Origin of the sequence: Streptomyces flavotricini (assembly GCF_020639365.1) — a bacterium.
Taxonomy (GTDB): Bacteria; Actinomycetota; Actinomycetes; order Streptomycetales; family Streptomycetaceae; genus Streptomyces; species Streptomyces flavotricini.
The window spans coordinates 5,031,675-5,054,956 of record NZ_JAINUL010000001.1; the positions used below are offsets into that span (position 1 = coordinate 5,031,675).

Below are 23,282 nucleotides of genomic sequence, written 5' to 3' on the forward strand. Positions count from 1 at the left end.
GCCCCATGGGCCCGTGGATTACGCGTACTCGATGTTGTTGAGGGCCTCGAACTCCTCGGCCACGATCTCGACGAACTGCATGTTGAAACACCTCCTTCTCGTATTCAATTCAACCGGGAGAGAACTGTCTCCCGGAAGTTCATCGCCCGGAACACACCCGGCACGCGGGGTGTACGGGAAGCTCGATACGCTTGCCATCGAAGAGGCTCTTTCCTTCTGCGAGGTAAGCATTTTTCGTCTGGGGCTCGGCCATGCCCGAAAGGAAGCGGTAGGCCTCCAGCAGCACGACACCGGACTCGGACGCGGGGTACGCGGCAAGGGAGCCGGCGGAGCGCCCGGGGAAGGCGGGCTCCTGTTCGACGAGGACGTCCCGCGGGCTCCCCGGCTCTGCCTGGGAGGCTTGCAGGCACCCCGCACAGCTCGACTGACCAGGGAAGAAGAAGGGACCGATCCGGCCGCCTCCCGCCTCCAGGACCGGGACCCCGCACTGCAGGGCCCCTTGGGCGACCCAGCGCCGGATGACCCGGTGCGGCTGGTCGGCCACATTGATGACGAGGTCGCAGGCCTCGGCCAGGCGGGCCACGTCATCCGGCCCCTTCACGTATTCGATGCGGCATTCCACGTCGAGGCGGGGAGCGAAGGCCTTCAGCCGGTCGCGTGCCACCTCGGCCTTGGGGCGGCCGACCGTGCTCTCGTCGTACAGGATCGAACGGTTGAGATTCGAGAGGGCCACCGTGTCCGGATCGCACAGGCGGATTGCTCCGACGCCCATGGCGGCCAGACCGTATGCGATCCAGCTCCCGAGACCACCTGTCCCGATCAGCAGCACCCGCGCGTTGCGCACTCGAGCCTGCATGTCGAACCGGTTGGCTCCGTCACCTTCCTCGGCGGACAGGAATTCGATCGTGCGGGAGTTTCTCTCCAGATCGAGCGGTGAAAAGTCGTGAGGGAGATCGATCTCCTCCAGGGCGCGGATGCCGTGGAGAGCGGATATCAGGCTGTCCGTTTCGAACTCGCCGTCCTCCCCCTGCGCCTTCACGTCCAGGTCCTGCGGGTGAACGCCATTCGAGAGCTGTGAAATAATCTGTCGATTCGAAGGGCTGTCCGGTATTGCTATCCCGCGGTTCCGCATGATGAGTTTGATGTTCTCGCCGTCGACGAGCTTCATCACCCTCTGGCGAAGGCGTATCGATCCCATTCCAGCCAACCCCTGCCGTTCGGTCCTTTTCGTTCAACAGCCACAGAAGCGTGTCGCGCAGGCTCAGTCCCAACCCAGATCGCGCGGCTGCGCGCTCAAGGTGGTGCCGCTTGTCGAGGTGTCTGCGAACGCGGGTCCTGCGGAAAATGCGAAGACCGTCAGAGCTGTGCACAGTCCTACGAATGTCTTTCGGAAGACGTTGCTCATCTCCCCCCCTTTTTTTGCTTTCCATCGGCGTCGCTCTCGGCCGATGACTGAATACTGCCGCCCGGGAGTGGCGGTAATCAACGGCTAGGGTGGATCAGTAGTTACATTGCTGGAAGGTGAGCCGGGTGCAGAAGTGTGCAAATCGGGACAAAGTGTGCGGTACGGAGGCGCAACTGTGCGCGACCGCTCTCGCTCTGTACGCCGACTGCGTTCGCACGGGTGTCGCAGACGCGCCGACGCTTCCCCCGTGCCTCGTCGGCCTGGGGCTGCTCCAGTCGCTCCCCGGTCCGCCGCACCGCGTCGCGGCTGTCCGCCCCTCCGCGGCGCTGGCCATGCTCATCCGGCCCATCGAGGACGAGATACGGCGCAACGCCCAGCGGGTCGCCGAGCTCCAGAGCGTGCTCGACCCCGTCCAGGACGTCTATGAGGCCAATGCCGACCGCAGCGGTGGATCCGTCACGCTGCTGAAGGGGCTTCCGGCGATCAACGCCGCCCTCGACGAGGCCACCGCGGCCACCCGCGACGAGATCCTGACCGCCCAGCCCGGTGGCGGGCGCGCCCCCTCGACGCTCGCCGACGCCGTCGACCGGGGGCGGGGCCCCCTGGAACGCGGCGTGCGCATGCGGACCCTCTACCAGCACACCGTCCGCCACAACCAGCCCACGCTGGCCTACATGGAGAGGATGCTCGAAATCGGTCCCATCGAGGTCCGGACCCTGGACGAGCTCTTCGACCGCTTGATGGTCTTCGACCGGAAGGTGGCCTTCGTGCCGGCGCGGAACGACCGCCAGGAAGCGCTGGAGATCCGGGAGCCGGCCCTCGTCGAATACCTCGCGGGCGTGTTCGAGACCGCCTGGGCGCGAGCCTCCCCGCTGGCCGAACCCGGCGTCACCGAGACCCGCGTCGGTGATTCCCTGCCCGAGGTGCAGCGCACGATCGGCCGGCTCCTCGTCGAGGGGCACATGGACGAGTCCATCGCCCGACGCCTGGGCATGAGCGTGCGCACCTGCCGTGCCCACATCGCGAAGCTCAGTGCCGAGCTGGGCAGCAAGAACCGCGCCCAGCTGGGATTCCTCCTGGCCGCGTCCCAAGTGCTGAGCGCGGAGAACGCCGAGAGCTGAGGGCTGCGGCGGGGCGCGCCGGGGTCCGCGTCCGGGGGGGGCTACCCCCGCCCCAGGACCAGCGTTCCCGACGAGCAGAACCAGCCGCCCGTGCCCGACGCCACCGCCACCTCCGGGAGGCGGCCGCCCCGGCGGGTGACCTGGCGGTCGGGGCCCGCCTCGCCGCGCAGCTGGCGGACCGCTTCGACGATCAGGAACAGGCCGCGCATGCCCGGGTGGCAGGCCGACAGGCCACCGCCGTCGGTGTTGACCGGGAGTTCGCCCTCCCGCAGCAGGCGGCCCTTCTCCACGAAGGCCCCGCCCTCGCCCTTCGCGCAGAAGCCGAGGTCCTCCAGGGTGACCAGGGTCATGTACGTGAACGCGTCGTAGATCTGCGCGATGTCGACGTCTGCCGGAGTCACCCCCGCCCGCTCGAACGCCATGCGGCCCGAGACCGCCGCCGGGGAGACCGTGAAGTCCTCCCACTCCGACATCGTCGTATGGGAGACCGCCGTGCCCGAGCCCAGGATCCAGACCGGCTCCTTCGCCGTGTCCGGTACGTAGTCCTCCGCGGCCAGCAGCACCGCGCAGCCGCCGTCCGAGCGGATGCAGCAGTGCAGCTTCGTGAACGGGTCCGCGATCATCTCGCCGGACAGGACCTCGTCGACCGTGATCGGGTCGCGGAACATCGCGTCCGGGTTCGTCGCCGCGTTCGCCCGGGCCTGGACCGCCACCGAGGCGAGCTGTTCGAGCGTCGTCCCGTACTCGTGCATGTGGCGGCGCGCGGCCATCGCGTACTTCGAGACCAGCGTGTGCCCGTACGGCGCCTCGAACTGCAGCGGTCCGCGCGCCCCGAAGGAGAGGTTCGAGGTGCGCCGCCGGGCCTTGATGTCGGCCCGGGCCGTCGAGCCGTAGACCAGCAGCACGGCGTTGGCGTGCCCGGCGGCTATCGCGTCCGCCGCGTGCGCCGCCATCACCTCCCAGGTCGAGCCGCCCACCGAGGTGGAGTCGACCCAGGTGGGGCGCAGCCCCAGGTACTCGGCCACCTCCACCGGCGCGAGGATGCCGAGGCCGGCCGAGGCGAAGCCGTCGATGACGGAGCGGTCCAGGCCGGAGTCGGCCAGGGCGCGGCGGGCGGCCTGTGCGTGGAGGGCGTACGGGGTGGGGCCGTCCACCCGGCCGCAGTCGGAGAGGGCGACGCCGACGACGGCGACCCGGCGGCGTCCGTCGCGGGGTTCTGTCGTGGGTCCGGATACGGGTCCGGGCGTGGGTGCAGGCATGCACCAGAAAGTACATCTGACGTAGCGTCAGTTTCTAGCCCGTGCGCCGCGATCCCCGTGGCCCCCCCGTCGATCCCCGGGTCCCCGCCCCCTGTGCATCTGCCGCCGCCCGCCCTAACATGACGGCCCGTCAGATACGGGGAGGAGCCCGACGATGGATGCCGCCTTCACCGCGGAGCAGGACGAGATGCGCCGCACCCTGCGCGAGATCCTGGGCAAACGCTGCGGTCCGGACGAGGTCAAGGCCGCCGTCCGCACCGCCGCCGGACACGACCGCGAGCTCTGGCAGCAGCTCGCGCAACAGCTCGGCCTGCCCGGCATCGCCGTCGCCGAGGAGTACGGGGGCGTCGGCTGCGCCCCCGCCGACCTGGCACTGGCCTGCGAGGAGACCGGCCGGGCGCTGCTGCCGTCGCCGCTGCTGGCCACCGCCGCGCTCGCCGTGCCGCTGATCACCGCCCTCGGCACCGCCGCGCAGCGCTCCGGACTGCTCCCGGATCTCGCCGCGGGCCGCCTCACCGCCGCCCTCGCCGTCCCCGGCCCGGCCCTCTCCACCGCCCTCGCTCTGACCGGCGACAACACCCCCGGGGAGTGGGCCGGCGGGGGCCGGGCCGGCGGGGTGCAGGCCCGGCCCGGCGAGGGCGGCGGCTGGCGCCTGTACGGGGAGGCCGCCCAGGTGCTCGACGGGCACAGCGCCTCCCTGCTGCTGGTCGCCGCGCACGCCGGCGGGTTCGCCCGCAGCCGGACCCTGCTGTTCCTCGTGCGGGAGGACGCGCCCGGCCTGGCCCGGTCGCGGCAGGTCACCCTCGACGAGACCCGGCCGCAGGCCCGCGTCCAACTACGCGACACCCCAGCAGAGTTGCTCGGCGCCGACGCCGACAACGCCACCGGCGAAGCGGTCCTCGACGCGCTCGCCGCCACCGGGCGCACCGCGGCCGCCGTCCTCGCCGCCGAGGCGGTCGGCGCGGCCGGGCAGGCGCTGGCCCGCACGGTGGAGTACGTACGCCAGCGCGAGCAGTTCGGACGGCCCGTCGGGTCGTTCCAGGCGGTCAAACACCGGCTCGCCGACCTCTACGTACACGTCCAGGCGGCCCGATCGGCGGCCTACTACGCCGCCTGGGACCCGCGGCAGGGCGGCCTCGCCCTCGCCCAGGCCCTCGAAGCCCTGCGGATCACGGCCGGCGAGGCGATCCAGCTGCACGGCGGCATCGGCTTCACCTGGGAGCACGACGCGCACCTGTACTTCAAACGGGCCGCGGCCGACGAGCTGCTCTTCGGCCCCGTCCACCGGCTGCGGGCGCACGCCGCCCACCGCTCGGGCCTGTTCACCACCCCACAGGAGAAGGTGGCCGTCTGATGCCCATGACAGCCGGCGTCAAGCTGATGCAGAAGGTCTCCTCGACCATGCTGTTCGCCAAGCTCGCACCGCACTTCATCCCCGCAATGGACAAGGCGGTGCACAAGCTGACCCGCGGCAAGGTCATGCTCAGTGCCCAGATGCTCCCCGGCGTGATCCTGACCGCCAAGGGCGCCAAGACGGGCGAGCCGCGCACCACGCCGCTCGCCTGCATGCCGGAGGAGGGGGGCGTCAGCTGGCTCCTGATCGGCTCCAACTTCGGCCGCCCCGGACATCCGGCGTGGACCGCGAACCTGCTCAAGCACCCTGACGCGAACGTGAATTGGAAGGGTCAGGACATCGCCGTACGGGCCCGGTTGCTGGAGGGCGCGGAGCGCGCGGCGGCGTGGCAGGCCGTGCTGGGGTTCTGGCCGCCGTACGCGACGTACCAGGCGCGCATCGAGCGCGAGATCCGGCTGTTCCGCCTGGAGCGTCGCTGATCGCGGCGGCCGGCCGGTAGGAGAGCTGGGAAGACGAGCGAGGAAGGCGAAGCGGGGAGGACGAGCGGGATCGGGAGAGGGGACGCGGAGGAGGGAGGGCGGCGGACCCGGGGAGGGTCCGCCGCTACTTGGTCGGCTTCTTCCCGGTGATGCCCAGGTGGACGAGCAGCGCCAGGTTCGGCTTGAGCTCGGCCTGCTTGACGCCCCAGGTCTGGAAGCCCTTCTGGTGCGAGGCGACCGCGGCCAGCATCGCGACCAGCGAACCCGCCATCGCCGCCGGGCTGAGGTCCTTGTCGACCTTGCCCTTGGCCTGGAGCTCCTTCATCGACTCCGTGAGGGAGTTGGTGACGGAGTTCAGGATCTTCATGCGGATCTTGTAGAAGCGCTTGTCGCCCTCGGCCGCACCGAGGTCGACGACCCGCAGGATCGCGTCGTTGCGCCGCCAGAAGTCCAGGAAACCCTCGACGAGCTCCTCGGCGGCCTGCCAGCCGGCCTTGCCGACCCAGTTGCGGCCCTCGACGAGCGCCGTCAACTGCGCGCCCTCCGTGGCCATTTGCTCGGCGATCTCCAGGACGGCGCCCTCGACGTCCGGGAAGTACTGGTAGAAGGTCGCGGGAGAGGTGCCGGCCTTGCGGGCGACGTCGATCACCTTGACGTCGCGGTACGGCGAGGAGCTGAGCATCTCGCTGAGGCAGTCGAGCAGCTTCTGCCGCGTCGCCTGACCGCGCCGGCCGGCAACGCGGCCGTCGACGGTGCGTACTTGTCCTGTCATGCCGTCAGCTTACCGAGGGGTGATCTGCGCGCGATTCGGCCGCCTGCAAATGGGGTTACGTGACACCTGGCCTGGGCGAAGGCGGCGCCCCGGGCCGCTCCGGGTGGCGGTTTCCGGGCGGCGGACGTGCCGATTCCGGGCGCATTCCGCACAGATCCGGTGCGAAATCCGGGCGGGCGGAGCCCCGCCCGCCCCGCCCGCTTCCTCTCGAAATCCCCCGATTAGTCTTGTCAACAGGCTGTGGACAAGTTTTCGGGCAGATCATGGCTGAGGGGCACAGAGGGGCACAACGGAAGGAACCGGGCCATGGCCGCATTCGCGGAGGGCACACCCTGCTGGGTGGACGCCTCGCTGCCGGACGTCGAGGCCGGCAAGCGCTTCTACGGTGAGCTCTTCGGGTGGACCTTCTCCGCCGGTGCCGGCCCCGAATACGGCGGCTACACCCAGGCCTACAGCCGCGGCCGCAACGTCGCCGCCCTCGCCCCCAAACCCGACGGCCGCATGCCCACCGTCTGGGGGATCTACCTCTACACCGTCGACGCCTACGCGTGCGCCGCCCGCATCCGCGCCTCCGGCGGCCAGATGGTCATGGACCCCCAGCCGGTGGGCCCGTACGGGGGCGCAGCGCTGGCCGCCGACCCCGGCGGGGCCGTCTTCGGGCTGTGGCAGCCCGGCACCCACCACGGCTTCGAGGCCCAGCAGGAGCCGTACACGTACTGCTGGAGCGAGGTCTACACGCGCGCCCGCGACGCGGTCGACGTCTTCTACGCCAACGTCTTCGGCTACGTCCCCGAGGACCAGGACGACGCGGGCAGCGGCATCGAATACCGCCTGTGGTCCCCGCCCGGCAGCCGGCCCGGGGCCGAGACCGCCGTCCTGGGGCGCAGCCTGATCACCGACGCCTTCCCGGAGATCATGCCGGCGCACTTCCTCGTGTACTTCGCCGTCCCGGACGTGGACGAGTCCGTCGCGACGGTGAGGCGGCTCGGCGGCCGCGTCACCGCCGACCCCTTCGACACGCCGCACGGGCGGATCGCGGTCGTCGCCGACAACCAGGGCGCGGTCTTCGCCCTCCTTTCGGAGCCCCGTACGGTCCCGCACGGGTAGGCGGTGTCGAGGGGATGTCCGGGCCCGTTCGCGTCCGGGCCCGGTCGGGCCCGGACTGTGACGACGCGCCCCTCGCGCGGGCCTGACAGAATCGGGTTGCGCGACCCCGGGCGGCGCCCGGGGTGAGACGCTGCACGGGGCCGACCGCCGTGCCGGCGCGCGTGCAGGTGGGAACGGGCCCGGCGAGGGCCCGTACGGGGATTGTGAGGCGAGTGGTGGAGCAGCTGACGCAGCACGACCCGAGACGGATCGGCCCCTTCGAGGTGCTGGGACGGCTCGGCGCCGGCGGCATGGGGCTGGTCTATCTCGCGCGGTCGGCATCCGGGCGCCGGGTGGCGATCAAGACGGTGCGGACCGAGCTCGCCGAGGACCAGCTGTTCCGGGTGCGCTTCACCCGTGAGGTGGAGGCGGCGCGGGCCGTGTCCGGCTTCTACACGGCGGCCGTGGTCGACGCGGACCCGCGGGCCGCCGTGCCGTGGCTGGCGACCGCGTACGTCCCGGCGCCCTCGCTGGAGGAGATCGTCAACGAGTGCGGGCCGATGCCCGCCCAGGCCGTACGGTGGCTCGCCGCCGGCATCGCCGAGGCCCTGCAGTCCATCCACGGCGCCGGCCTCGTCCACCGAGACCTGAAGCCGTCCAACGTGCTCGTCGTCGAGGACGGCCCGCGCGTGATCGACTTCGGCATCGCGAGCGGTGTCTCCAACACCCGGCTGACCATGACGAACGTCGCCGTCGGCACGCCCGCGTACATGTCGCCCGAGCAGGCGAAGGACTCGCGCAGCGTCAAGGGCGCCAGCGACGTCTTCTCCCTCGGCTCCACCCTCGTCTTCGCCGCGACCGGCCATCCGCCGTACCACGGGGCCAACCCGGTGGAGACGGTGTTCATGCTGCTGCGCGACGAGCCGAACCTGGAGGGGCTCCCGGACGAGCTGCGGCCGCTGATCGACTCCTGCATGCAGATGGACGCGACCCAGCGCCCGACCCCGGCCGACCTGCAGGCGCAGCTCGCCCCACACCTCTTCGACGGCGGCGACGACAGCGGCACCGCCTCGGCGTGGCTGCCGGGCCGGGCCGTCGCCATGATCGAGGCCCGGCGGGCGGGGCAGCGTACGGCCGTCGCGCCCGTACCGGCGCCCGGCCGTTCCCCCGGGCGCGGCTCCGACGCGGCGACGCACCGCAGGGAGCCGGGCGGCGCCGGCGGCGCCGATCCGTGGGTCGACCCGCGTACCGGCCAGGCCGTCCCCCAGCGTCCGCAGCACCCGCCGCGGCCGGTGTCCCCGGCGCCGTCCGGCGAGCCCGTCCGGCTCGGCGGCTCGCCGGTGCCGATCGGGCCCGGGCCGCGTACGAGCGCCGCGGCGCCCGCCGCGCACGCGGCCGCCGCCGACTCGGCGACCGGCTGGGTCCGCCCGCCGGGCGGCGGCCCGGCCGCCTCCCACGCCCCGGCGTCCTCCCCCGCTTCGGCCGTGGTGCCCTCGCCGGCCGCCGGACCCGACAGCGGCCGCTGGCGGCCGTGGCGCTTCCGCATGTCCAACGAGGTCTGGGGCACCCCGACCGTCGCCGGCGACCTGCTGTACGTGACCTCCTTCGAGGTGCACGCGCTGGACGTGGCCAGCGGCCGCCGCCAGTTCAAGACGCGCGACGTCGCCTGGTCCATGGCCGTCGCGGACGGCCGCATCCACGCCTCCGACGGGCCCTCCCTCTACGCCCTCGACGCCGGTGACGGCTCCGAGCGCTGGCGGCTGAACACCGACGCCTGGGTGTACGCGCTGCGCGCCGACCGGGGCACCGTCGTCACTTCCACGCGCGGCGGCGGCGTACAGGGCTGGGAGGCCTCCAACGGCCAGAAGCTGTGGGAGCTGACCGGCGCCCAGAGCGACTTCGAGACCCCGGAGGCGGCCCCCGTCCTGCACGAGGGCACGGTGTACGTGTGGCAGGACGCGCGGCTGCGCGCCCTGGACGCCCGCAGCGGCCTTGAGGCCTGGTCGTACCCGGTCGGCGACGCCGCCTCCTGCGGCAACGTCCCCGTGCGGGTCACGCCGGCCCCGGACGGCAACGTCTACATCGCGGCCGGCACCCGCGTGCTGTCCGTGGACCGGGCCTCGGGCCGGGTCCGCTGGCACTTCGAGGCCCCGGCGGTCTTCCTGGCCGCCCCGGCCTTCGCGCCCGGCGCGGCGGTCACGGGCGGCGGGGTCTACCTCGCCGACTACCTGGGCACGGTCTACGCCCTGGACGCGGCCACCGGCCAGGACCGCTGGCGGATCGCGACGGAGGCACGGCAGTCCTCGGACCCGGTGGTGGTCGCGAACGGCAACGTCCACCTGGGCGCCGGCAGCGCGCTGTACACGCTCGACGCGGTCACCGGCACCCCGAAGTGGCGCTTCGCGGCGGGCGGCGAGATCACCGGCCTGCCTGCGGTCGCGGACGGCCGGGTGCACTTCGGCTCGGCCGACCACTGCCTGTACACCCTGGACGCGGCGGGCGGCCAGCTGCGCTGGAAGCTGGCCACGGGCGGGGAGATCACGGGCGCGCCGGTGGCCGAGGCGGGCGTGGTCTACGCATGCAGCAAGGACCGCTGCGTCTACGCCCTGGACGCGGCCAAGGGCACGGGCACCCGTACGGCCGGGTGAGGGTTTTCGGGCCCCTCCGAGTCGCGTGCGGCACCGGGAGTGACAGGATGGACCCCATGAGCAACGTTTACTTCGACATCAACATCGACGGCAAGCCTGCCGGCCGCATCGTCTTCAACCTCTTCGACGAGGTCGTCCCGCAGACCGCGAAGAACTTCCGCGAGCTGGCCACCGGCCAGCACGGGTTCGGCTACGCGGGCTCGCCGTTCCACCGCGTCATCCCGCAGTTCATGCTGCAGGGTGGCGACTTCACCAACCAGAACGGCACCGGCGGCAAGAGCATCTACGGCGAGAAGTTCGCCGACGAGAACTTCACGCTGAAGCACGACCGCCCGTACCTGCTGTCGATGGCGAACGCCGGCCGCAACACCAACGGCTCGCAGTTCTTCATCACCACCGTCGTCACCCCGTGGCTGGACGGCAAGCACGTCGTCTTCGGCGAGGTCGTCGAGGGCTCCGAGATCGTCGACACGATCGAGAAGCTCGGCACCCCCTCGGGCGCCACCCGCGGCAAGATCGAGATCGCCGCCTCGGGCGTCGTCGAGAAGGCCTGATCGACCCCGCACCACCCGCCGTACCGGCTGGTCGGCCCCGCCCCCTTCACGGGGGTCGGGGCCGCCGCCATGCCCGGGGCGCCCCGGCCGCCGTCCGGGTCAGAGCTTGCGGACCCCGTGCCAGCTCCAGCCCGCCCCGAGGACCGTCTTGCGCAGCGGGTCCTTCAGGTCCCGGGTGTCCATGCGGAACGACTCGACCTTCCGGCGGCGGCCGTCGGGCCCCCGCTCGAAGGTCCACTGCTTCTGCACGTGGCGGATCGGGCCGCGGCCGTGCTCGCGTTGCACGGTCCGCCCGGGCGGGTTCCCGGCCCGGGTGACCGCCCACTGCTCGTCCATGGCCCGCACCTCCCGCTCCCGGGGGAGCAGGCGCATCCAGACCTTGAAGGTCCGCTCCACCTGCCGGCGGCTCATTCCCGAGCCGGTGGCGGGTTCCATGACCTTCCAGTCCGCCACCAGATCGGCGCCCCCGCCGCCCGCCTCGCGGACGCTGAACACCACACCGGTGCCGTTCAGAGCGAGCAGCGCGGCCCGCAGCTCCTGGGTGGGGATCGCGGTGGCTCCCGCGTCGGCGCGCACCGTGCCCATGTACTTGTCCCAGAGGCGGCCCATCGCTACGCCTCCGTCCCGGTGTCGAGGCTGACCGTGCGCAGGAACTCCTGGAAGTCGCCCAGGACGCCGTCCTCCTGCGCCGTGGTCGAGGTCAGGATCAGCCGGATCACCGCACGCCGGTGCGGGTCCTCCTGGTCCAGTACGGCCAGGTAGACGTGGGACTGGACGAGGTCGCGGCGCACGCCGCCCCCCACGGCCGACAGGGTCAGCCGCTGGGCCAGCCCGGGAGAGGCCTCGGAGCCGAGCTCGCGGCGGCTGGTCACCGTCACCGACTCGGCGGCGGCCCGGCGCAGGCGCTCCACCGACTCCTCGGCCATGTCGGCGAGCGTCGCCCCGTCCGGGCGGAAGTCGCCGTCGACGGTGATGTTGGCGGTGAACCCGTCGTCGGGGTGCTCGTGCAGCGCGATGAACGCCACGCCCGGCGCGCCCACCTCGTCCGGAGGGGCGGACCGCCAGCCGTCGGGCAGGCTGAACTCGATGGGCACCGGCAGGGTCGTGGGCATTTCAGGCCCTCCTTCCACGAGGGGAGTACATCAGTCGATCAGCGGAGCCAGCTGGTGACTTCGCCCTTGAGGGAGCCGGCCGTGTCGCCCACCCAGTCGGCCGCGTCGACCGCGACGTCCTTGACCTTGCCGGGGTCGACCGTGAACTCGCCTCCGACGGCGCCGCCGACCCCGAGGGCCAGGCCGCCCTTGCCGCCGAAGTGGTACTTGCCGTCCTCACCCTTGCCGAAGTCCCATTTGAATTCCGCGCCCGCGCCGTACCAGCCTTCGGCCGTGGCGCCGGCACCGAGCCCGGCGACCTCCCCGCCCGTGGCGACGCTGCCCTTCTCGCCCGCGAACGCCTTGAAGTTTCCGTTGAAGCCCTCCTTGCCCAGCGTGGCGCCGGCGGAGGCCTCGCCGCCGGCGAATCCCTCGAAGCGACCGTAGCCGCCGACGATCCCGTAGTTGGCGTGCCCCTCCAGCATCGCCCGGATGCCCGCGGACGCCTCGGCCTTGGCCGTGATGCCCTTGTTGGTGAATCCGTAGTTCGCGGTGGCCCTGGCTCCCAGATACATGTCGTCCACGCCACCGAGGTTGAATGCCCCGTTGTTGTACTCGCCCTTGTACGTCATGTGGAAGAGGTCGGCGTAGAGCTTGAACGACCCCTCCTTGCCGTACTTGGTGCCGGTGAGCTTCATGCCCGCGTCGGGCCCGGTGAACGTGAAGCCGTCGTCTTCCTTGGGCTTGTCCCCGGAACCGTCGTCGAGTTTCTTCGGGGCCTTGTCCAGGTCGCCCTCGGCGTAGCGGTTGAATCCGGTGAGCGTTTCGTCGTTGCCCTTGCCGAAGGCGTCCCGGTTGCTGTCGACGACGGCGGCGCTGAGGGCCGTCTTGACGTTGGAGTCGAGTTCGGCGACGGCCTTCACACGGTCGTCGATGTGCTTCTGCCACTTGGTGACGGCGTCGCCGACCGTCTTCTGGCCGTCGGGGTCGTGGTGGTACGCGCTGCGTTCGGAGGGTGTCAGCTTCGACCAGTCGAAGGCGACGTGTCCCTGCTCGGAGACCGTCATGCCGGCGGCTATCGCGTCGTCGCGCGCGCTCTCCAGCTTGTTCTTCAGGTCCGTGAACTTCTCGTGCGCGTCGCGCAGCAGGCTCCCGATCGCTTTCGCCTGGGCCTGCGCGGCGGTGTATTCGTAGCGGGTCGCCGCGAAGCTCGTATGGGCGGTCTGCTGGCTGACTCCGTTCCAGGTCTCCCCGCCCAGCGTGATCTTTTGCACGGAGTCGCCGTAGCGGGTCTCGACCTTCTTCAGCTCACCCGCCATTTCCTCCCATTTGGCGGCTGCCGTGGTCAACAGACCCAGGTCCGTGGTCATGACTTCGTAGTAGGTCAGCACCGGATCCCCTTACAGATTTCACAGCGTCTTCACCTTCGACTGCGCCGCAAGGAACCGGACATGGTGCGCCTCCCCGTTGGCCGGGTTTGATCATATGCATGGCAACTGTGAACGGGGCAAGCGGTGATAGCGTGGCCCGCCGTTGTCCAGGGGAGGGGTTTCGAGCCATGGTGGCTGGACGTCGGATCAGGTTCACAGCGGTGCTGGTCGCGGTCGTTTTCGCGCTCACCGGATTTTCGTCCCGCGGGCACGGCCACGGCTCGAAGAGCAACGGCGGTGGTGGCGGCTGCTCCAGCTCCAAGAAGCGGAGCAGCTACGACAGCAACAGCAGTAGCGGCAGCACCAGTGGCGGCAACGGCAGTGGCAAGTCGACCCCGTCGCCCACCAAGAGCGCGGGCCCGCCCGCCCACGCCCAGGTCGTCACCTGCGCCGGTCCCGGCAGCCCGCAGGCCGTGCTCAAGGTGACCTCGGACGTGGACACCACGCGCCTCGTCAACGTGCCGGTGGTCTTCCAGGGCGCGGGCGGCGTCGTGGAGCGCACCACCGTCCCGGTCTCGCTCAAGGCCCGCGAGACGCAGACCGTCACCGCCAAGATGACCCGGAAGGACAAGGCGGCCGACGTCAGCACCTGCGTCGTCGGCACGATCAACTAGCGTCCTGCCGGCAGGCCGGAGCGCGCCGTCCGGCTAGCGGATCCGCGGCTCCGGCGCCGCCCGGCGCCCCGTGAACAGGTCCGCCTGCCGCTCCGGGGGGAGGTTCCCCAGTGAGATCAGCGCCGGGGCCTGCGCCAGCGCCTGCTGCAGCGCGGCCTGCTTCGCCGACCACAGGGCCCGTACGGTGCCCTGCACGGCCTCCGTCGGATAGCCGGCCAGCGTCCCGGCCGCCCGCAGCGCCGCAGGCAGCAGCTCCCCGGGCTCGGCCAGCTCGGAGACCAGGCCGATCTCGTAGGCCCGCCGCGCTGAGAGCCGCTCCGCCGTCCCCATCAGGGACATCCGGGCGGCCTCCCCGAACGGCATCCGCTGCGCCATGTACACGGCCTCGTAGGCGCTGACCATCCCGTACGTCGTGTGCGGGTCGAAGTAGGTCGCCGCGGAGGAGGAGACGATGAACTCCGACTCGCCCAGCAGGTAGAACGCCCCGCCGCACGCCATGCCGTTGACGGCGGCGACCACGGGCTTCCACAGGTCGTTCGCCTTCGGGCCGATCGCCGCCAGCGGATCGTCCACCGAGTACGGGGAGGGCGGCTGGGGGACCTCCGCCCCGCGGTCGATGCCCGTGCAGAAGGCCGCCCGCCCGGCGCCCGTCAGCACGACGGCCCGTACGTCCTCCTCGTGGCGGAACTCCCGCCACACGGCGCCCAGTTCCGCCGCCGTGGCCAGGTCGATCGCGTTGTGCCTGCGCTCGCGGTCCAGGGTGATGACCGCGACCCCGCTCGCCTTGTCCCGCTCCACCCGTACCGTCACTGCTTCTCCAGCACCCAGCGCGGCACGGACATGCCGCGGACTTGGGTGAACACGACCTGGACGCGGGCGCCGATGCGCAGGCGGGCCGGGTCCACGGAGTCCAGCGGGGCGTCGGCCGAGGTGACGAGGTTCCCGGCGAGGCGGATGCGCGGGGCGTCGGCGAGCTCCACGAGGATCACGTTGTACGGGGCCTGCGCGGCGTACGCGGGCAGCAGCGGCGGGTGCGGCCGTACGTACGACCAGATCCGGCCGCGGCCGCTCATCAGACGCCACTCGGAGTCGAAGGACTGGCAGTGCGGGCAGCACGGGCGGGGCGGGAAGCGGAGCCGGCCGCACGCGGTGCAGGCCTGGACGCGGAGTTCGCCCCGGGCGGCGTACTCCCAGAAGGGGGCGCCGTCCTCGTCGGGGACGGGCAGGAGCAGCTCGTCCGCGGAAGCCGGGGCGGAGTCGGCGGCGGAGGCCGTGGTGGTGGTCATCGGGTCAGCTCCTCAGCAGGATCGCGGACGTCGGGACACCCTCGCCCGCCGTCACCAGGCAGGTCGCGGCGTCCGGCACCTGGGCGGTGGAGACTCCCCGGAGCTGCTTGACGCCCTCGTTGATCAGGTTGAAGCCGTGCACGTACGCCTCGGACAGCCCGCCGCCCCCGGTGTTGATCGGGAGTCGGCCGCCCATCTCCAGGGCCCCGCCCTCGGTGAACGCGGCGCCCTCGCCGCGCCCGCAGAAGCCATAGCCCTCAAGGGACAGCGGGATGAGCGGGGTGAAGGCGTCGTAGATCTGGGCCACGTCCACGTCCTGGGGCCCGAAGTCGGCCTGCTTCCACAAGTGCCGGGCGGCGGTCCAGGCGGGCCCGGACAGCGGGTCGTCGTTCCAGTAGTTGACCATCCCGTGGTGCTGGGCGGGCAGGCCCTGGGCGACGGAGTGGACGTAGACGGGCTTCTGGCGGCAGTCGCGGGCCCGCTCGGCGGAGACGATCACGCAGGCCAGCGCCCCGTCGGTCTCCAGGCAGTTGTCGAAGAGGCAGAGAGGGTCGCTGATCATGCGGGAGGTCATGTACATCTCGCGGGTCAGCGGGCGTTCGTACATCATCGCGGCCGGGTTCTCGTTGGCCCGGTTGCGGCAGGCCATCGCCACGTTGAAGAGGTGGTCGCGGGTGGCGCCGTACTCGTGCATGTAGCGCCGGGCCAGCATGCCGATCTCGTCGGCGGGACGCAGCAGCCCGAAGGGGCGGGTCCACTGGCCGGGGGTGGGCAGCTGGACCGCGGTGTTCTTCCAGGGGCGCGGGCCCGAGCCGCGTTTGCGCGAGCGCCAGGCGACGCCCACGGTCGCCTGCCCGGTGGCGACGGCTGCCGCGAGGTGGCCGACGGTGGCGCAGGAGCCGCCGCCGCCGTAGCCGATCTTGGAGAAGAAGGTGACGTCACCGGCGCCTATGGCCTTGGCGACCTCGACCTCGTCGGTCTCCTCCATCGTGTACGAGGAGAACGCGTCGACTTCGGAGGGCGCTATTCCGGCGTCCGCGAGCGCGGCCAGGACGGCGCGACAGGCCAATTCCTTCTCGGACTCGGGAAGCCGTTTGGCAAAGGCGGTCTGGCCGATCCCGACTATCGCCGTAGCGTCCTTGAGTGTTGCCGCCATCGCCACCTCCGGGGCTGCACCAGTACTGACAGCCGCGAAGGCTACAGCTAATCTGACGGATAGTCAGCTACTGGGAGGGGTGTGCGATGACCGAAGACGCGCGGGGGGATCTGCGCTGGGGCAGCATCGCGGGACTGGTGCGCGCGGCGGCCGCACGGTACGCCGACCGCGAGGCCGTCGTCGACGGGCGCGTCCGCGTCAGCTACGCGCAGCTCGGCGAGCGCGTGGAGCGGGCCGCGGCCGCCGTCATCGCGGCCGGCATCGAGCCGGGGGACCGCGTCGCCGTCTGGGCCCCCAACACCCTGGAGTGGATCGTCTCCGCGCTCGGCGCGGTCTCGGCGGGCGCCGTACTCGTCCCCCTCAACACCCGTTTCAAGGGCTCCGAAGCCGCGTACGTCCTGCGCCGCAGCCGGGCCAGACTCCTCTTCGTCACCGGCACCTTCCTCGGCACCTCGTACGTCGCCTCCCTGCGCCGCGCCGCGGCCGAGGGGGAGGGCCGCGGGCCGCTGCCCGGGCTGCCGCACCTCGAACAGGTCGTCGTCCTCTCCGAGGACGCCCCGGACGACTTCCGCACCTGGAAGGAGTTCCTGGCCGGCGGGGACGGGACCGGTGCCGAGACCGTGCGCGAGCGTGCCGGGTCGATCCGCCCCGACTCCCCCTCCGACATCATCTTCACCTCGGGCACCACCGGCAGCCCCAAGGGCGCCGTCATCACCCACGCCCAGTCACTGCGCTGCTACGACGTCTGGAGCGAGCTCGCCGGTCTGCGCGAGGGCGACCGCTACCTGATCGTGAACCCCTTCTTCCACACCTTCGGCTACAAGGCCGGCATCATCGCCTGCCTGATGCGCGGGGCCACGATGGTCCCGCAGCCCGTCTTCGACGTGGACACCGTCCTCGCCAACATCGCCGCCGAGCGGATCTCCGTACTCCCCGGTCCGCCCACCCTCCACCAGTCCCTCCTCGACCACCCCCAGCGCGACCACCACGACCTGTCGGCGCTGCGCCTGGTCGTCACCGGCGCCGCCGTCGTGCCGCTGCAGCTCGTCGAGCGGCTCCGCGGCGAACTGCACATCGCCACCGTGCTCACCGCGTACGGGCTCTCCGAGGCCAGCGGCATCGTCACGATGTGCCGCCGCGGGGACCCGGCCGAGGTCATCGCCTCGACCTCGGGACGGGCCATCCCCGACACCGAGGTGAGGGTCGCCGACCAGCACGGGCGGGCCCGGCCCGCCGGCACCGCGGGGGAGGTGTGGGTACGGGGCCACCACGTCATGCAGGGCTACTTCGAGGACCCGGCCGAGACCGCCGCGGCCGTCACCCCCGACGGCTGGCTGCGCACCGGCGACGTCGGGGTCCTCGACGCCGAGGGCAACCTGCGCATCACCGACCGGATCAAGGACATGTTCATCGTCGGCGGGTTCAACGCCTACCCGGCCGAGATAGAGCAACTCCTCGGCCTGCACCCGGACATCGCCGACGTAGCCGTCGTCGGCGTCCCCGACCCGCGCCTGGGCGAGGTCGGCAGGGCCTACGCGGTGCGCCGCCCGGGCTCCACCCTCACCGCCGACGACCTGATCGCCTGGTCCCGCCGCGAGATGGCCAACTACAAGGTCCCGCGCACGGTCGAGTTCGTCGCCGAGCTACCGCGCAACGCGAGCGGAAAGGTCCTGAAGCGCGAACTCCGCGCCCGCTTGGTCAGGGGGTGAGCGTGCCCAGGTCGACGTCCACGGGGAACGGCACCGCCACCTTGAGCCGGTCGCGATGGATCCCGGTCGGAACGTACGTCCGGGTGACCGTGTCCAGCTCGTAGACGTGCACGACGGGCTCGCCCTGCTCGTCCTCGACCCGCCACAAGTGGGGGATGCCGGCCTGGGCGTACTTGAAGGGCTTGATCGAGCGGTCGCGGTCGGCAGACTCCTCGGACACCACTTCGACCACCAGGACGACCTCGTCGGGAAGGTAGCGGGTGCGGTCGGGGTCGTAGGCGGCCGTGGCGGCCAGGACGTCCGGCTCGGGGCGGCTCCTCTTGTCGAGGCGGACGGTCATTTCCCGCTCGATCTCGATGCCCTCGGGTGCGGCCTTCCGCAGGCTGAAGGTCAGGTTCTCCACGAGCCGGGCGTGCCAGGACCGCTGCGGGGACATCATGAAGATCAGCGCTCCGTCGATGAGCTCGGTGTGCCGGGGTGCCTGGGGCAGGTGGTCGAGGTCGTCCGCTTCCCAGCCGCTCGGGCGGGGCGGGAGCATCCATTCGGGGAGCTCGGCTGCCATCGTGTCCTCCAGAGGGTGCGGAGCCAGCCTACTGGGCCGGGCGCGTCGGTACCGGCGCTCTAGCCGGCCTTGCGGGCCAGGACCAGGCGCCAGCGCGGGGTCCCGTCGTCGCGGCGGCCGAAGTGGTCCAGGGGGACCGTCTCCACCGTGAAGCCGGCCGCGCGCAGGTCGGCGCGGACGCCGCCCAGCGGGAAGGTCCGGTAGTACATGACGAACGGCGGCCGCCACACGGCGTTGCGCACCCGCATCGCCGCGTCGAAGCCCGCCACCGCCCACCACACCCAGGAGACCGGCCGGAGCGGGGCTCCGATCGGGAACGCGAAGAGGCCGCCCGGGCGCAGCGCCGCGTGGACCCCGGAGAAGAGGGCGGGCCGCTCGGCCGGGAGGAAGTGGCCGAAGGCGCCGAAGCTGACGGCCAGGTCGTACGAGCCCGCCGACTCGGCCGGCAGCGCCCGCGCGTCGGCCCGTACGAGATCGACGCGCTCGTCGGGGTGCGCCCGCGCGGCCTCGGCCAGCATGCCCGCGCTCAGGTCCACCCCGGTCACCCGGCCCCGGCACAGCCGGAGCAGCATCCCGAGCGCGGCGCCGGTCCCGCAGCACACGTCGAGCCCGGCCCCGAAGGAGCCCTCCCGCTGGGCGAGCGTCTCCTCGACGGCGTCGAGCATGCGGTCGGGAGTGCGGAACGGGGTCTGGTCGAACTTGGGCGAGAGCAGGTCGTACCCGCGCTCGACGGACGAGAGGGCCTGCACGGCGAGCTCGCGGACGGTGGGTCCCTGTGAGGTGAACACGGGCCCAGCCTAGTGAGGGGAGCCCGGCAGAGGGGCGCCCTCTCGCGGAGCCGGCCGCCGCCCCCGGCGTGCCTGCGGCTGCGTACGCGCACGTGCGACGGCGGCCGCGGTGGCTCCCCCTCCGGGCCACCGCGGCCGCCGTCCTTGTTGTGCTCCCCCGTCGTCCGTGCTCCCGGCGGTTCCCCCGTGACCCCACCGGGCCGTGCTCCCCCGTGACCGCGTGGGGTTCCCCCGAATCCCCGCGCGGCCCCCGTTGGTCCGGTTCCCGTATCCCCCGTGGAACCGGACCCTCGTCCCCCGCTATCCCCCGTGGGACGTCTTACGGACGCGGACCCGAGGCGTGGTTGTCCATCGCCACGATGTCCTCGGCCGAAGCCGGCTTCATCTCCAGCGGCTTGATCTCGATGCCGGAGGCGTGGTTGTCCATCGGCGTGATGTCGACGCCCGGTGCCAGGCTGTCGTCGAGCGGCTTGATCTCGATGCCGGACGCGTGATTGTCCATCGGCTTCATGTCGCCGTCGTTCGGCAGGATGTTCTCGTTCGTCGTCATCGGTTCTCCTGATGGATGGGTCGGGCCCGTTCGGCGATTCCCCCGCGGACCGCCGAACGGGTGGTCCTCCAGCCGACTCTCGCGCCCCCCGACGCGGTGAGTCGATGTATCCATCTTGGCGGGCGGCGATAAACGAACGATGAATGCCCCGTTCATCAGCCGATCACCAGCCGGCGGGCAGCCGGCCGGCCGCCGACGGCCGGCCGATCACCGCAGCTCAGGCGCCTCAGGCCGCTATCTCCGCGGCCAGCAGGGCCTGTACTTCGGCCAGTTCCGCGGACTTCAGCTGCTTGAAGACGACCTCCGCGTCCCGCCAGCACACCCGCGCCCGGTCCCGCTGCCCCAGCCGCCGCAGCGCCTTCCCCAGCACCGTCAGCACCGTGGCCCGCCGCCACTCCCCGCCGATCCCGCGCAGCGCGATGGCCTGTTCGGCGTGCGCGGCGGCCAGTGTGGGCCGGTGCGCGGCCAGATGGGCCACGGCGAGCCGGAAGTGCGTCACGCCCTCCCACAGCGGCTGCCGGTTGTCGTGGAACAGGGAGAGCGCCTCGGTGAGCTGGTCCTGCGCCTCGCCGAGGCGCCCCGCCTCGGTGAGGGCGATGCCCAGCGCGTAGCGGCCGTTGGCCAGGCGCAGCGTCAGGCCCATCCGGTCGTATATGGCGATGCCCTGCCCGGCGAGGTCGATGGCACTGGTCAGCCGTCCCAGTTCGACGTGGATCCGGGAGAGGTTGCACAGGGCGCTGGCCTCGCCGATGTGGTTGCCGTCGGCGCGGAAGTTCTCGATGGCCTCCAGCAGGTACCGCTCGCCGTCGGCGTGCCGGCCCTGGTAGAGGGCGATGATCCCGCGGTCGTTGGGCGCCCAGCAGCTGGGCAGCGGGTCGCCGGCCTCGCGGGCGAGGTCCATGGCCTGGCGGGCCTCCTCGTCGGCTTCGCCGAAGCGGCCCGCGACCAGGTGGACGTTGGTCAGGGTGGTCCGGGCCCGGCCTTCCGCGTGCGGGTCCTTCGCGGCGTGCGCGGCGTCGCGCAGGGCCACGGCGGCGGACTCGTACTGCTTGGAGTTGGCCCCAGACTCGGCGAGGTCCTTCGCCGCCCACAACAGGTCGACGGCCCGGCGCAGCACGTCCGCCCGCCCGGTCGAGCGTACGGAGGCCTGCCGGACGCAGGCCAGCAGCGGGTCCGCCTCGGCGTACAGCCAGTCCAGGGCGGCGCGGGGTTCGGCGAAGCGCAGGCCGGGGTAGTGGGTCGCGGACAGGTGGGCCGGGAGCCGGTCGCCGGGCCGTTCCACCGCGTACACCGCGGAGGCGGTGGCGAGGTAGAAGTCCAGCAGCCGGTCCAGGGCCGCGTCGCGGCCGCTCGGCGGCTGCTCGTCCCGTTCGGCGCACGCACGCGCGTAGAGGCGCACGAGGTCGTGGAAGCGGTAGCGGCCGGGCGCGGCCGATTCGAGGAGGGAGCAGTCCACTAAGGCTTCGAGGAGGTCCTCGGTGTCGTACTCGGGCAGGTCGAGTACGGCGGACGCGGCGGCCAGCGAGATGTCGGGCCCGTCGGCGAGGCCGAGGAGGCGGAACGCGCGCTGCTGTTCGGGCTCCAGCTGTCCGTACCCGAGCTCGAAGGTGGCCTTCACGGCGAGGTCGCCGGCCTGGAGCTCGTCGAGCCGGCGGCGCTCGTCGGCCAGCTTCGCGGCGAGGACGGACACGGTCCAGGTGCGGCGGGCGGCCAGCCGGGAGGCGGCGATGCGGATGGCGAGCGGCAGGAACCCACAGGCACCGACCACGTCGAGGGCTGCCTGGCGTTCGGCGCCGACGCGCTCCGCACCCACGATCCGGGTGAACAGCTGGAGGGCCTCCTCGGGACTCATCACGTCGAGGTCGACGAGATGGGCGCCCGCGAGGCCCGCCATGCGGACCCGGCTGGTGACGAGCGCGGCGCAGCCGGCGGTGCCCGGCAGCAGCGGGCGGACCTGGGCGGCGTCGCGGGCGTTGTCGAGCAGGACCAGGACGCGGCGGCCGTCGAGCGTGGACCGGTACAGTGCGGCCCGCTCGGCGGCGCTGTCCGGGATGGCCGTGTCGGGGGTGCCGAGGGCGCGCAGGAAGGAGCCGAGGACGGCGACGGGCTCGGCCGGCCGCGGCTCGGTGCCCTGGAGGTCCACGTAGAGCTGTCCGTCGGGGAAGTGCGGGCGGGCGGCGTGCGCCACGTGCACGGCGAGGGTGGTCTTGCCGACGCCGCCGATGCCGGCGAGCGCGGAGACGGCCATGACCTGGCCGCCGACGCCCGACAGGATCTCGCCCAGCTCGTTGACGAAGGTGGTGCGGCCGGTGAAGTCGGCGACGGTGGCGGGCAATTGGGCGGGCCTTACGAGTGCGGGCGCTGCGGCCGGGGCCGGGTCCTCGGCGCAGGCGAGTTCGGCGTCCGCGCGCAGGATGCGCTGCTGGAGCGCGGCGAGTTCGGGTCGGGGGTCGACGCCGAGTTCGTCGGCGAGGAGCCGGCGGGTGTCGGCGTACACGGCGAGCGCCTCTGCCTGGCGGCCGCTGCGGTAGAGGGCGAGCATGAGGAGCTCGCGCAGGCGCTCGCGCAGCGGGTGGGCGGCGGTGAGGGCGGTGAGCTCGGAGACGGCCTCGGCGTGGTGGCCGACCTCCAGATCGAGGTCGAGGCGGGTCTCCAGCAGCTGCAGGCGCCATTCCTGCAGCCTCGTACGCTCGGTGTCCGCGTGCGGGCCGGGGACCCCGGCGAGCGGTTCGCCGTCCCAGAGGTCGAGCGCGCGGTCGAGCAGCGTACGGGCGAGGATGCGGTCGCCGGCGGCGCGGGCCTGTTCGGCCTCGGCGGCGAGGCCGCGGGCGACGCCGAGGTCGAGGGCGTCGGCAGGAGTGTGGATGGCGTAGCCGCCGGACTCGGTGACGAGCATGCCGGGCGCGAGGACCTTGCGCAGGCGGGAGGCGTAGGTACGGATCGTGGCGAGGGCCTGCTGCGGGGGGTCCTCGCCCCAGATCGCGTCGATCAGCTCGGGCGCGGTGGCGGTACGGCCGCCGCGCAGCAGGAGCGCGGCGAGCAGGGCGCGCTGCTGGGGAGTGCCGGAGGGCAGCGCCTCGCCGCCGCGCCAGGCGCGGATGGGGCCGAGGACGGCGAAGCGGCAGGAGGCGGGGTCGGGGGTGGTGTCGGGGGCGGGCGTGCCGGTGCCGGTGTCCGCGGCGGCTGCGGCGGCCGTGCCGGCTTCGGTGTCCGCGGCGGGAGCGGCGTTGAGGTCGGGCCGAGTCCCGGTCGTGGCGTCCGGCGCGGCAGCGGAGTGGCGCCGGGCTGCCTCGGGGTGGTTCCGCTGGTGCGGGATGGCCGGTATGCCGTCCATCTGTCGTCCCCCCTGCCTTCCGTCGGTGTAAGGGCCAGTCTGCCCTGTCTTGCGCTTACCCGTCAGCCCGTGTCGGACCGATCA

General features: G+C 72.3%; 21 protein-coding genes. 8 read left to right on the forward strand and 13 right to left on the reverse strand.

Going from position 1 to position 23,282, the window contains the following annotated elements; all coding sequences use genetic code 11:
- Positions 1–139 precede the first annotated feature (139 nt).
- Positions 140–1,168 carry a HesA/MoeB/ThiF family protein gene (locus tag K7B10_RS22910; RefSeq protein ID WP_229338605.1) on the reverse strand — a complete coding sequence of 343 codons (1,029 nt, stop codon included), beginning with the start codon at positions 1,166–1,168 and terminating at the stop codon, positions 140–142.
- Between the two features lie 569 nt (positions 1,169–1,737).
- Here K7B10_RS22910 and K7B10_RS22915 point away from each other — a divergent pair.
- A complete protein-coding gene (locus tag K7B10_RS22915; RefSeq protein WP_229338608.1) occupies positions 1,738–2,526 on the forward strand; it encodes a LuxR C-terminal-related transcriptional regulator in 789 nt (262 codons plus the stop codon).
- 41 nt (positions 2,527–2,567) lie between these two features.
- Here the strand turns inward: K7B10_RS22915 and K7B10_RS22920 are convergent, their stop codons facing one another.
- Positions 2,568–3,785 (reverse strand): thiolase C-terminal domain-containing protein, encoded by a 1,218-nt coding sequence (locus K7B10_RS22920; protein ID WP_229338611.1) that lies wholly within the window; start codon positions 3,783–3,785, stop codon positions 2,568–2,570.
- Positions 3,786–3,939: 154 nt separating this feature from the next.
- Here K7B10_RS22920 and K7B10_RS22925 point away from each other — a divergent pair, with 154 nt between their 5' ends.
- The gene (locus K7B10_RS22925) at positions 3,940–5,139 is read left to right on the forward strand and encodes an acyl-CoA dehydrogenase family protein (RefSeq protein ID WP_229338613.1); all 1,200 of its coding nucleotides are present in this window, start codon (positions 3,940–3,942) and stop codon (positions 5,137–5,139) included.
- A gap of 5 nt (positions 5,140–5,144) precedes the next feature.
- Entirely contained in the window at positions 5,145–5,618 is a 474-nt protein-coding gene (locus tag K7B10_RS22930) for a nitroreductase family deazaflavin-dependent oxidoreductase (protein WP_229345309.1), read from the forward strand.
- Positions 5,619–5,742: 124 nt separating this feature from the next.
- Here K7B10_RS22930 and K7B10_RS22935 read toward each other — a convergent pair whose 3' ends face one another.
- Positions 5,743–6,390, reverse strand: a complete 648-nt coding sequence (locus tag K7B10_RS22935; RefSeq protein WP_053790587.1) for a TetR family transcriptional regulator — start codon at positions 6,388–6,390, stop codon at positions 5,743–5,745.
- Positions 6,391–6,696: 306 nt separating this feature from the next.
- Here K7B10_RS22935 and K7B10_RS22940 point away from each other — a divergent pair, with 306 nt between their 5' ends.
- The 3 genes from K7B10_RS22940 (at position 6,697) to K7B10_RS22950 (ending at position 10,678) form a co-directional block, all read left to right on the forward strand.
- Entirely contained in the window at positions 6,697–7,497 is an 801-nt protein-coding gene (locus tag K7B10_RS22940) for a VOC family protein (RefSeq protein ID WP_229338615.1), read from the forward strand.
- A 212-nt stretch (positions 7,498–7,709) separates the two neighbouring features.
- Complete coding sequence (gene afsK / locus K7B10_RS22945; protein WP_229338617.1) at positions 7,710–10,124, forward strand: protein serine/threonine kinase AfsK; 2,415 nt, start codon at positions 7,710–7,712, stop codon at positions 10,122–10,124.
- 56 nt (positions 10,125–10,180) lie between these two features.
- Positions 10,181–10,678 carry a peptidylprolyl isomerase gene (locus K7B10_RS22950; protein WP_229338621.1) on the forward strand — a complete coding sequence of 166 codons (498 nt, stop codon included), beginning with the start codon at positions 10,181–10,183 and terminating at the stop codon, positions 10,676–10,678.
- 99 nt (positions 10,679–10,777) lie between these two features.
- On the opposite strand, the gene K7B10_RS22955 is transcribed toward K7B10_RS22950, so the two are convergent.
- Genes K7B10_RS22955 through K7B10_RS22965 form a run of 3 tightly spaced genes read right to left on the reverse strand, consistent with a single transcriptional unit; the run spans position 10,778 to position 13,139 of the window.
- On the reverse strand, positions 10,778–11,287 hold the full coding sequence (locus K7B10_RS22955) for a hypothetical protein (RefSeq protein WP_229338623.1): 510 nt from the start codon (positions 11,285–11,287) through the stop codon (positions 10,778–10,780).
- A 2-nt stretch (positions 11,288–11,289) separates the two neighbouring features.
- Positions 11,290–11,790 carry a hypothetical protein gene (locus K7B10_RS22960; RefSeq protein ID WP_229338626.1) on the reverse strand — a complete coding sequence of 167 codons (501 nt, stop codon included), beginning with the start codon at positions 11,788–11,790 and terminating at the stop codon, positions 11,290–11,292.
- Between the two features lie 38 nt (positions 11,791–11,828).
- Positions 11,829–13,139, reverse strand: a complete 1,311-nt coding sequence (locus K7B10_RS22965; protein ID WP_229338629.1) for a hypothetical protein — start codon at positions 13,137–13,139, stop codon at positions 11,829–11,831.
- A 188-nt stretch (positions 13,140–13,327) separates the two neighbouring features.
- Here K7B10_RS22965 and K7B10_RS22970 point away from each other — a divergent pair, with 188 nt between their 5' ends.
- Positions 13,328–13,813, forward strand: coding sequence for a hypothetical protein (locus tag K7B10_RS22970; RefSeq protein ID WP_229338630.1), 486 nt, complete (start codon positions 13,328–13,330; stop codon positions 13,811–13,813).
- Positions 13,814–13,846: 33 nt separating this feature from the next.
- Here the strand turns inward: K7B10_RS22970 and K7B10_RS22975 are convergent, their stop codons facing one another.
- From K7B10_RS22975 to K7B10_RS22985, 3 genes are read right to left on the reverse strand one after another with little or no spacing between them, the layout of a single operon-like run.
- Complete coding sequence (locus tag K7B10_RS22975) at positions 13,847–14,623, reverse strand: enoyl-CoA hydratase/isomerase family protein (RefSeq protein ID WP_229338633.1); 777 nt, start codon at positions 14,621–14,623, stop codon at positions 13,847–13,849.
- The gene (locus tag K7B10_RS22980) at positions 14,620–15,099 is read right to left on the reverse strand and encodes a Zn-ribbon domain-containing OB-fold protein (protein WP_229338637.1); all 480 of its coding nucleotides are present in this window, start codon (positions 15,097–15,099) and stop codon (positions 14,620–14,622) included. The genes K7B10_RS22975 and K7B10_RS22980 overlap by 4 nt, the downstream gene beginning before the upstream one ends.
- 4 nt (positions 15,100–15,103) lie before the next feature.
- Complete coding sequence (locus K7B10_RS22985; RefSeq protein WP_229338639.1) at positions 15,104–16,255, reverse strand: lipid-transfer protein; 1,152 nt, start codon at positions 16,253–16,255, stop codon at positions 15,104–15,106.
- A gap of 86 nt (positions 16,256–16,341) precedes the next feature.
- Here K7B10_RS22985 and K7B10_RS22990 point away from each other — a divergent pair, with 86 nt between their 5' ends.
- Positions 16,342–17,964 (forward strand): FadD3 family acyl-CoA ligase, encoded by a 1,623-nt coding sequence (locus tag K7B10_RS22990; protein ID WP_229338642.1) that lies wholly within the window; start codon positions 16,342–16,344, stop codon positions 17,962–17,964.
- On the opposite strand, the gene K7B10_RS22995 is transcribed toward K7B10_RS22990, so the two are convergent.
- The 4 genes from K7B10_RS22995 to afsR form a co-directional block, all read right to left on the reverse strand.
- Complete coding sequence (locus K7B10_RS22995; protein WP_229338644.1) at positions 17,954–18,526, reverse strand: Uma2 family endonuclease; 573 nt, start codon at positions 18,524–18,526, stop codon at positions 17,954–17,956. The genes K7B10_RS22990 and K7B10_RS22995 overlap by 11 nt on opposite strands.
- A 59-nt stretch (positions 18,527–18,585) precedes the next feature.
- Entirely contained in the window at positions 18,586–19,314 is a 729-nt protein-coding gene (locus tag K7B10_RS23000; RefSeq protein WP_229338646.1) for a class I SAM-dependent methyltransferase, read from the reverse strand.
- Positions 19,315–19,633: 319 nt separating this feature from the next.
- Positions 19,634–19,864, reverse strand: a complete 231-nt coding sequence (locus K7B10_RS23005) for a hypothetical protein (protein WP_229338648.1) — start codon at positions 19,862–19,864, stop codon at positions 19,634–19,636.
- 226 nt (positions 19,865–20,090) lie between these two features.
- A complete protein-coding gene (afsR, locus tag K7B10_RS23010; RefSeq protein WP_229338651.1) occupies positions 20,091–23,198 on the reverse strand; it encodes an SARP-family global regulator AfsR in 3,108 nt (1,035 codons plus the stop codon).
- Between the last annotated feature and the right edge of the window lie 84 nt (positions 23,199–23,282).

What these genes read in the sequence shown, in the direction of transcription:
- K7B10_RS22965 (WP_229338629.1), bottom strand. Translation starts at nt 13,139, where the DNA reads ATGACCACGGACCTGGGTCTGTTGACCACGGCAGCCGCCAAATGGGAG.
- K7B10_RS22955 (WP_229338623.1), bottom strand. Translation starts at nt 11,287, where the DNA reads ATGGGCCGCCTCTGGGACAAGTACATGGGCACGGTGCGCGCCGACGCG.
- K7B10_RS22920 (WP_229338611.1), bottom strand. Translation starts at nt 3,785, where the DNA reads ATGCCTGCACCCACGCCCGGACCCGTATCCGGACCCACGACAGAACCC.
- K7B10_RS22995 (WP_229338644.1), bottom strand. Translation starts at nt 18,526, where the DNA reads ATGGCAGCCGAGCTCCCCGAATGGATGCTCCCGCCCCGCCCGAGCGGC.
- K7B10_RS22985 (WP_229338639.1), bottom strand. Translation starts at nt 16,255, where the DNA reads ATGGCGGCAACACTCAAGGACGCTACGGCGATAGTCGGGATCGGCCAG.
- K7B10_RS22980 (WP_229338637.1), bottom strand. Translation starts at nt 15,099, where the DNA reads ATGACCACCACCACGGCCTCCGCCGCCGACTCCGCCCCGGCTTCCGCG.
- K7B10_RS22950 (WP_229338621.1), top strand. Translation starts at nt 10,181, where the DNA reads ATGAGCAACGTTTACTTCGACATCAACATCGACGGCAAGCCTGCCGGC.
- K7B10_RS22935 (WP_053790587.1), bottom strand. Translation starts at nt 6,390, where the DNA reads ATGACAGGACAAGTACGCACCGTCGACGGCCGCGTTGCCGGCCGGCGC.
- K7B10_RS22990 (WP_229338642.1), top strand. Translation starts at nt 16,342, where the DNA reads ATGACCGAAGACGCGCGGGGGGATCTGCGCTGGGGCAGCATCGCGGGA.
- K7B10_RS22915 (WP_229338608.1), top strand. Translation starts at nt 1,738, where the DNA reads ATGCTCATCCGGCCCATCGAGGACGAGATACGGCGCAACGCCCAGCGG.
- K7B10_RS22910 (WP_229338605.1), bottom strand. Translation starts at nt 1,168, where the DNA reads ATGAAGCTCGTCGACGGCGAGAACATCAAACTCATCATGCGGAACCGC.
- K7B10_RS22930 (WP_229345309.1), top strand. Translation starts at nt 5,145, where the DNA reads ATGACAGCCGGCGTCAAGCTGATGCAGAAGGTCTCCTCGACCATGCTG.
- K7B10_RS23005 (WP_229338648.1), bottom strand. Translation starts at nt 19,864, where the DNA reads ATGACGACGAACGAGAACATCCTGCCGAACGACGGCGACATGAAGCCG.
- K7B10_RS22940 (WP_229338615.1), top strand. Translation starts at nt 6,697, where the DNA reads ATGGCCGCATTCGCGGAGGGCACACCCTGCTGGGTGGACGCCTCGCTG.
- afsR (WP_229338651.1), bottom strand. Translation starts at nt 23,198, where the DNA reads ATGGACGGCATACCGGCCATCCCGCACCAGCGGAACCACCCCGAGGCA.
- K7B10_RS22960 (WP_229338626.1), bottom strand. Translation starts at nt 11,790, where the DNA reads ATGCCCACGACCCTGCCGGTGCCCATCGAGTTCAGCCTGCCCGACGGC.
- K7B10_RS22970 (WP_229338630.1), top strand. Translation starts at nt 13,328, where the DNA reads ATGGTGGCTGGACGTCGGATCAGGTTCACAGCGGTGCTGGTCGCGGTC.
- K7B10_RS22925 (WP_229338613.1), top strand. Translation starts at nt 3,940, where the DNA reads ATGGATGCCGCCTTCACCGCGGAGCAGGACGAGATGCGCCGCACCCTG.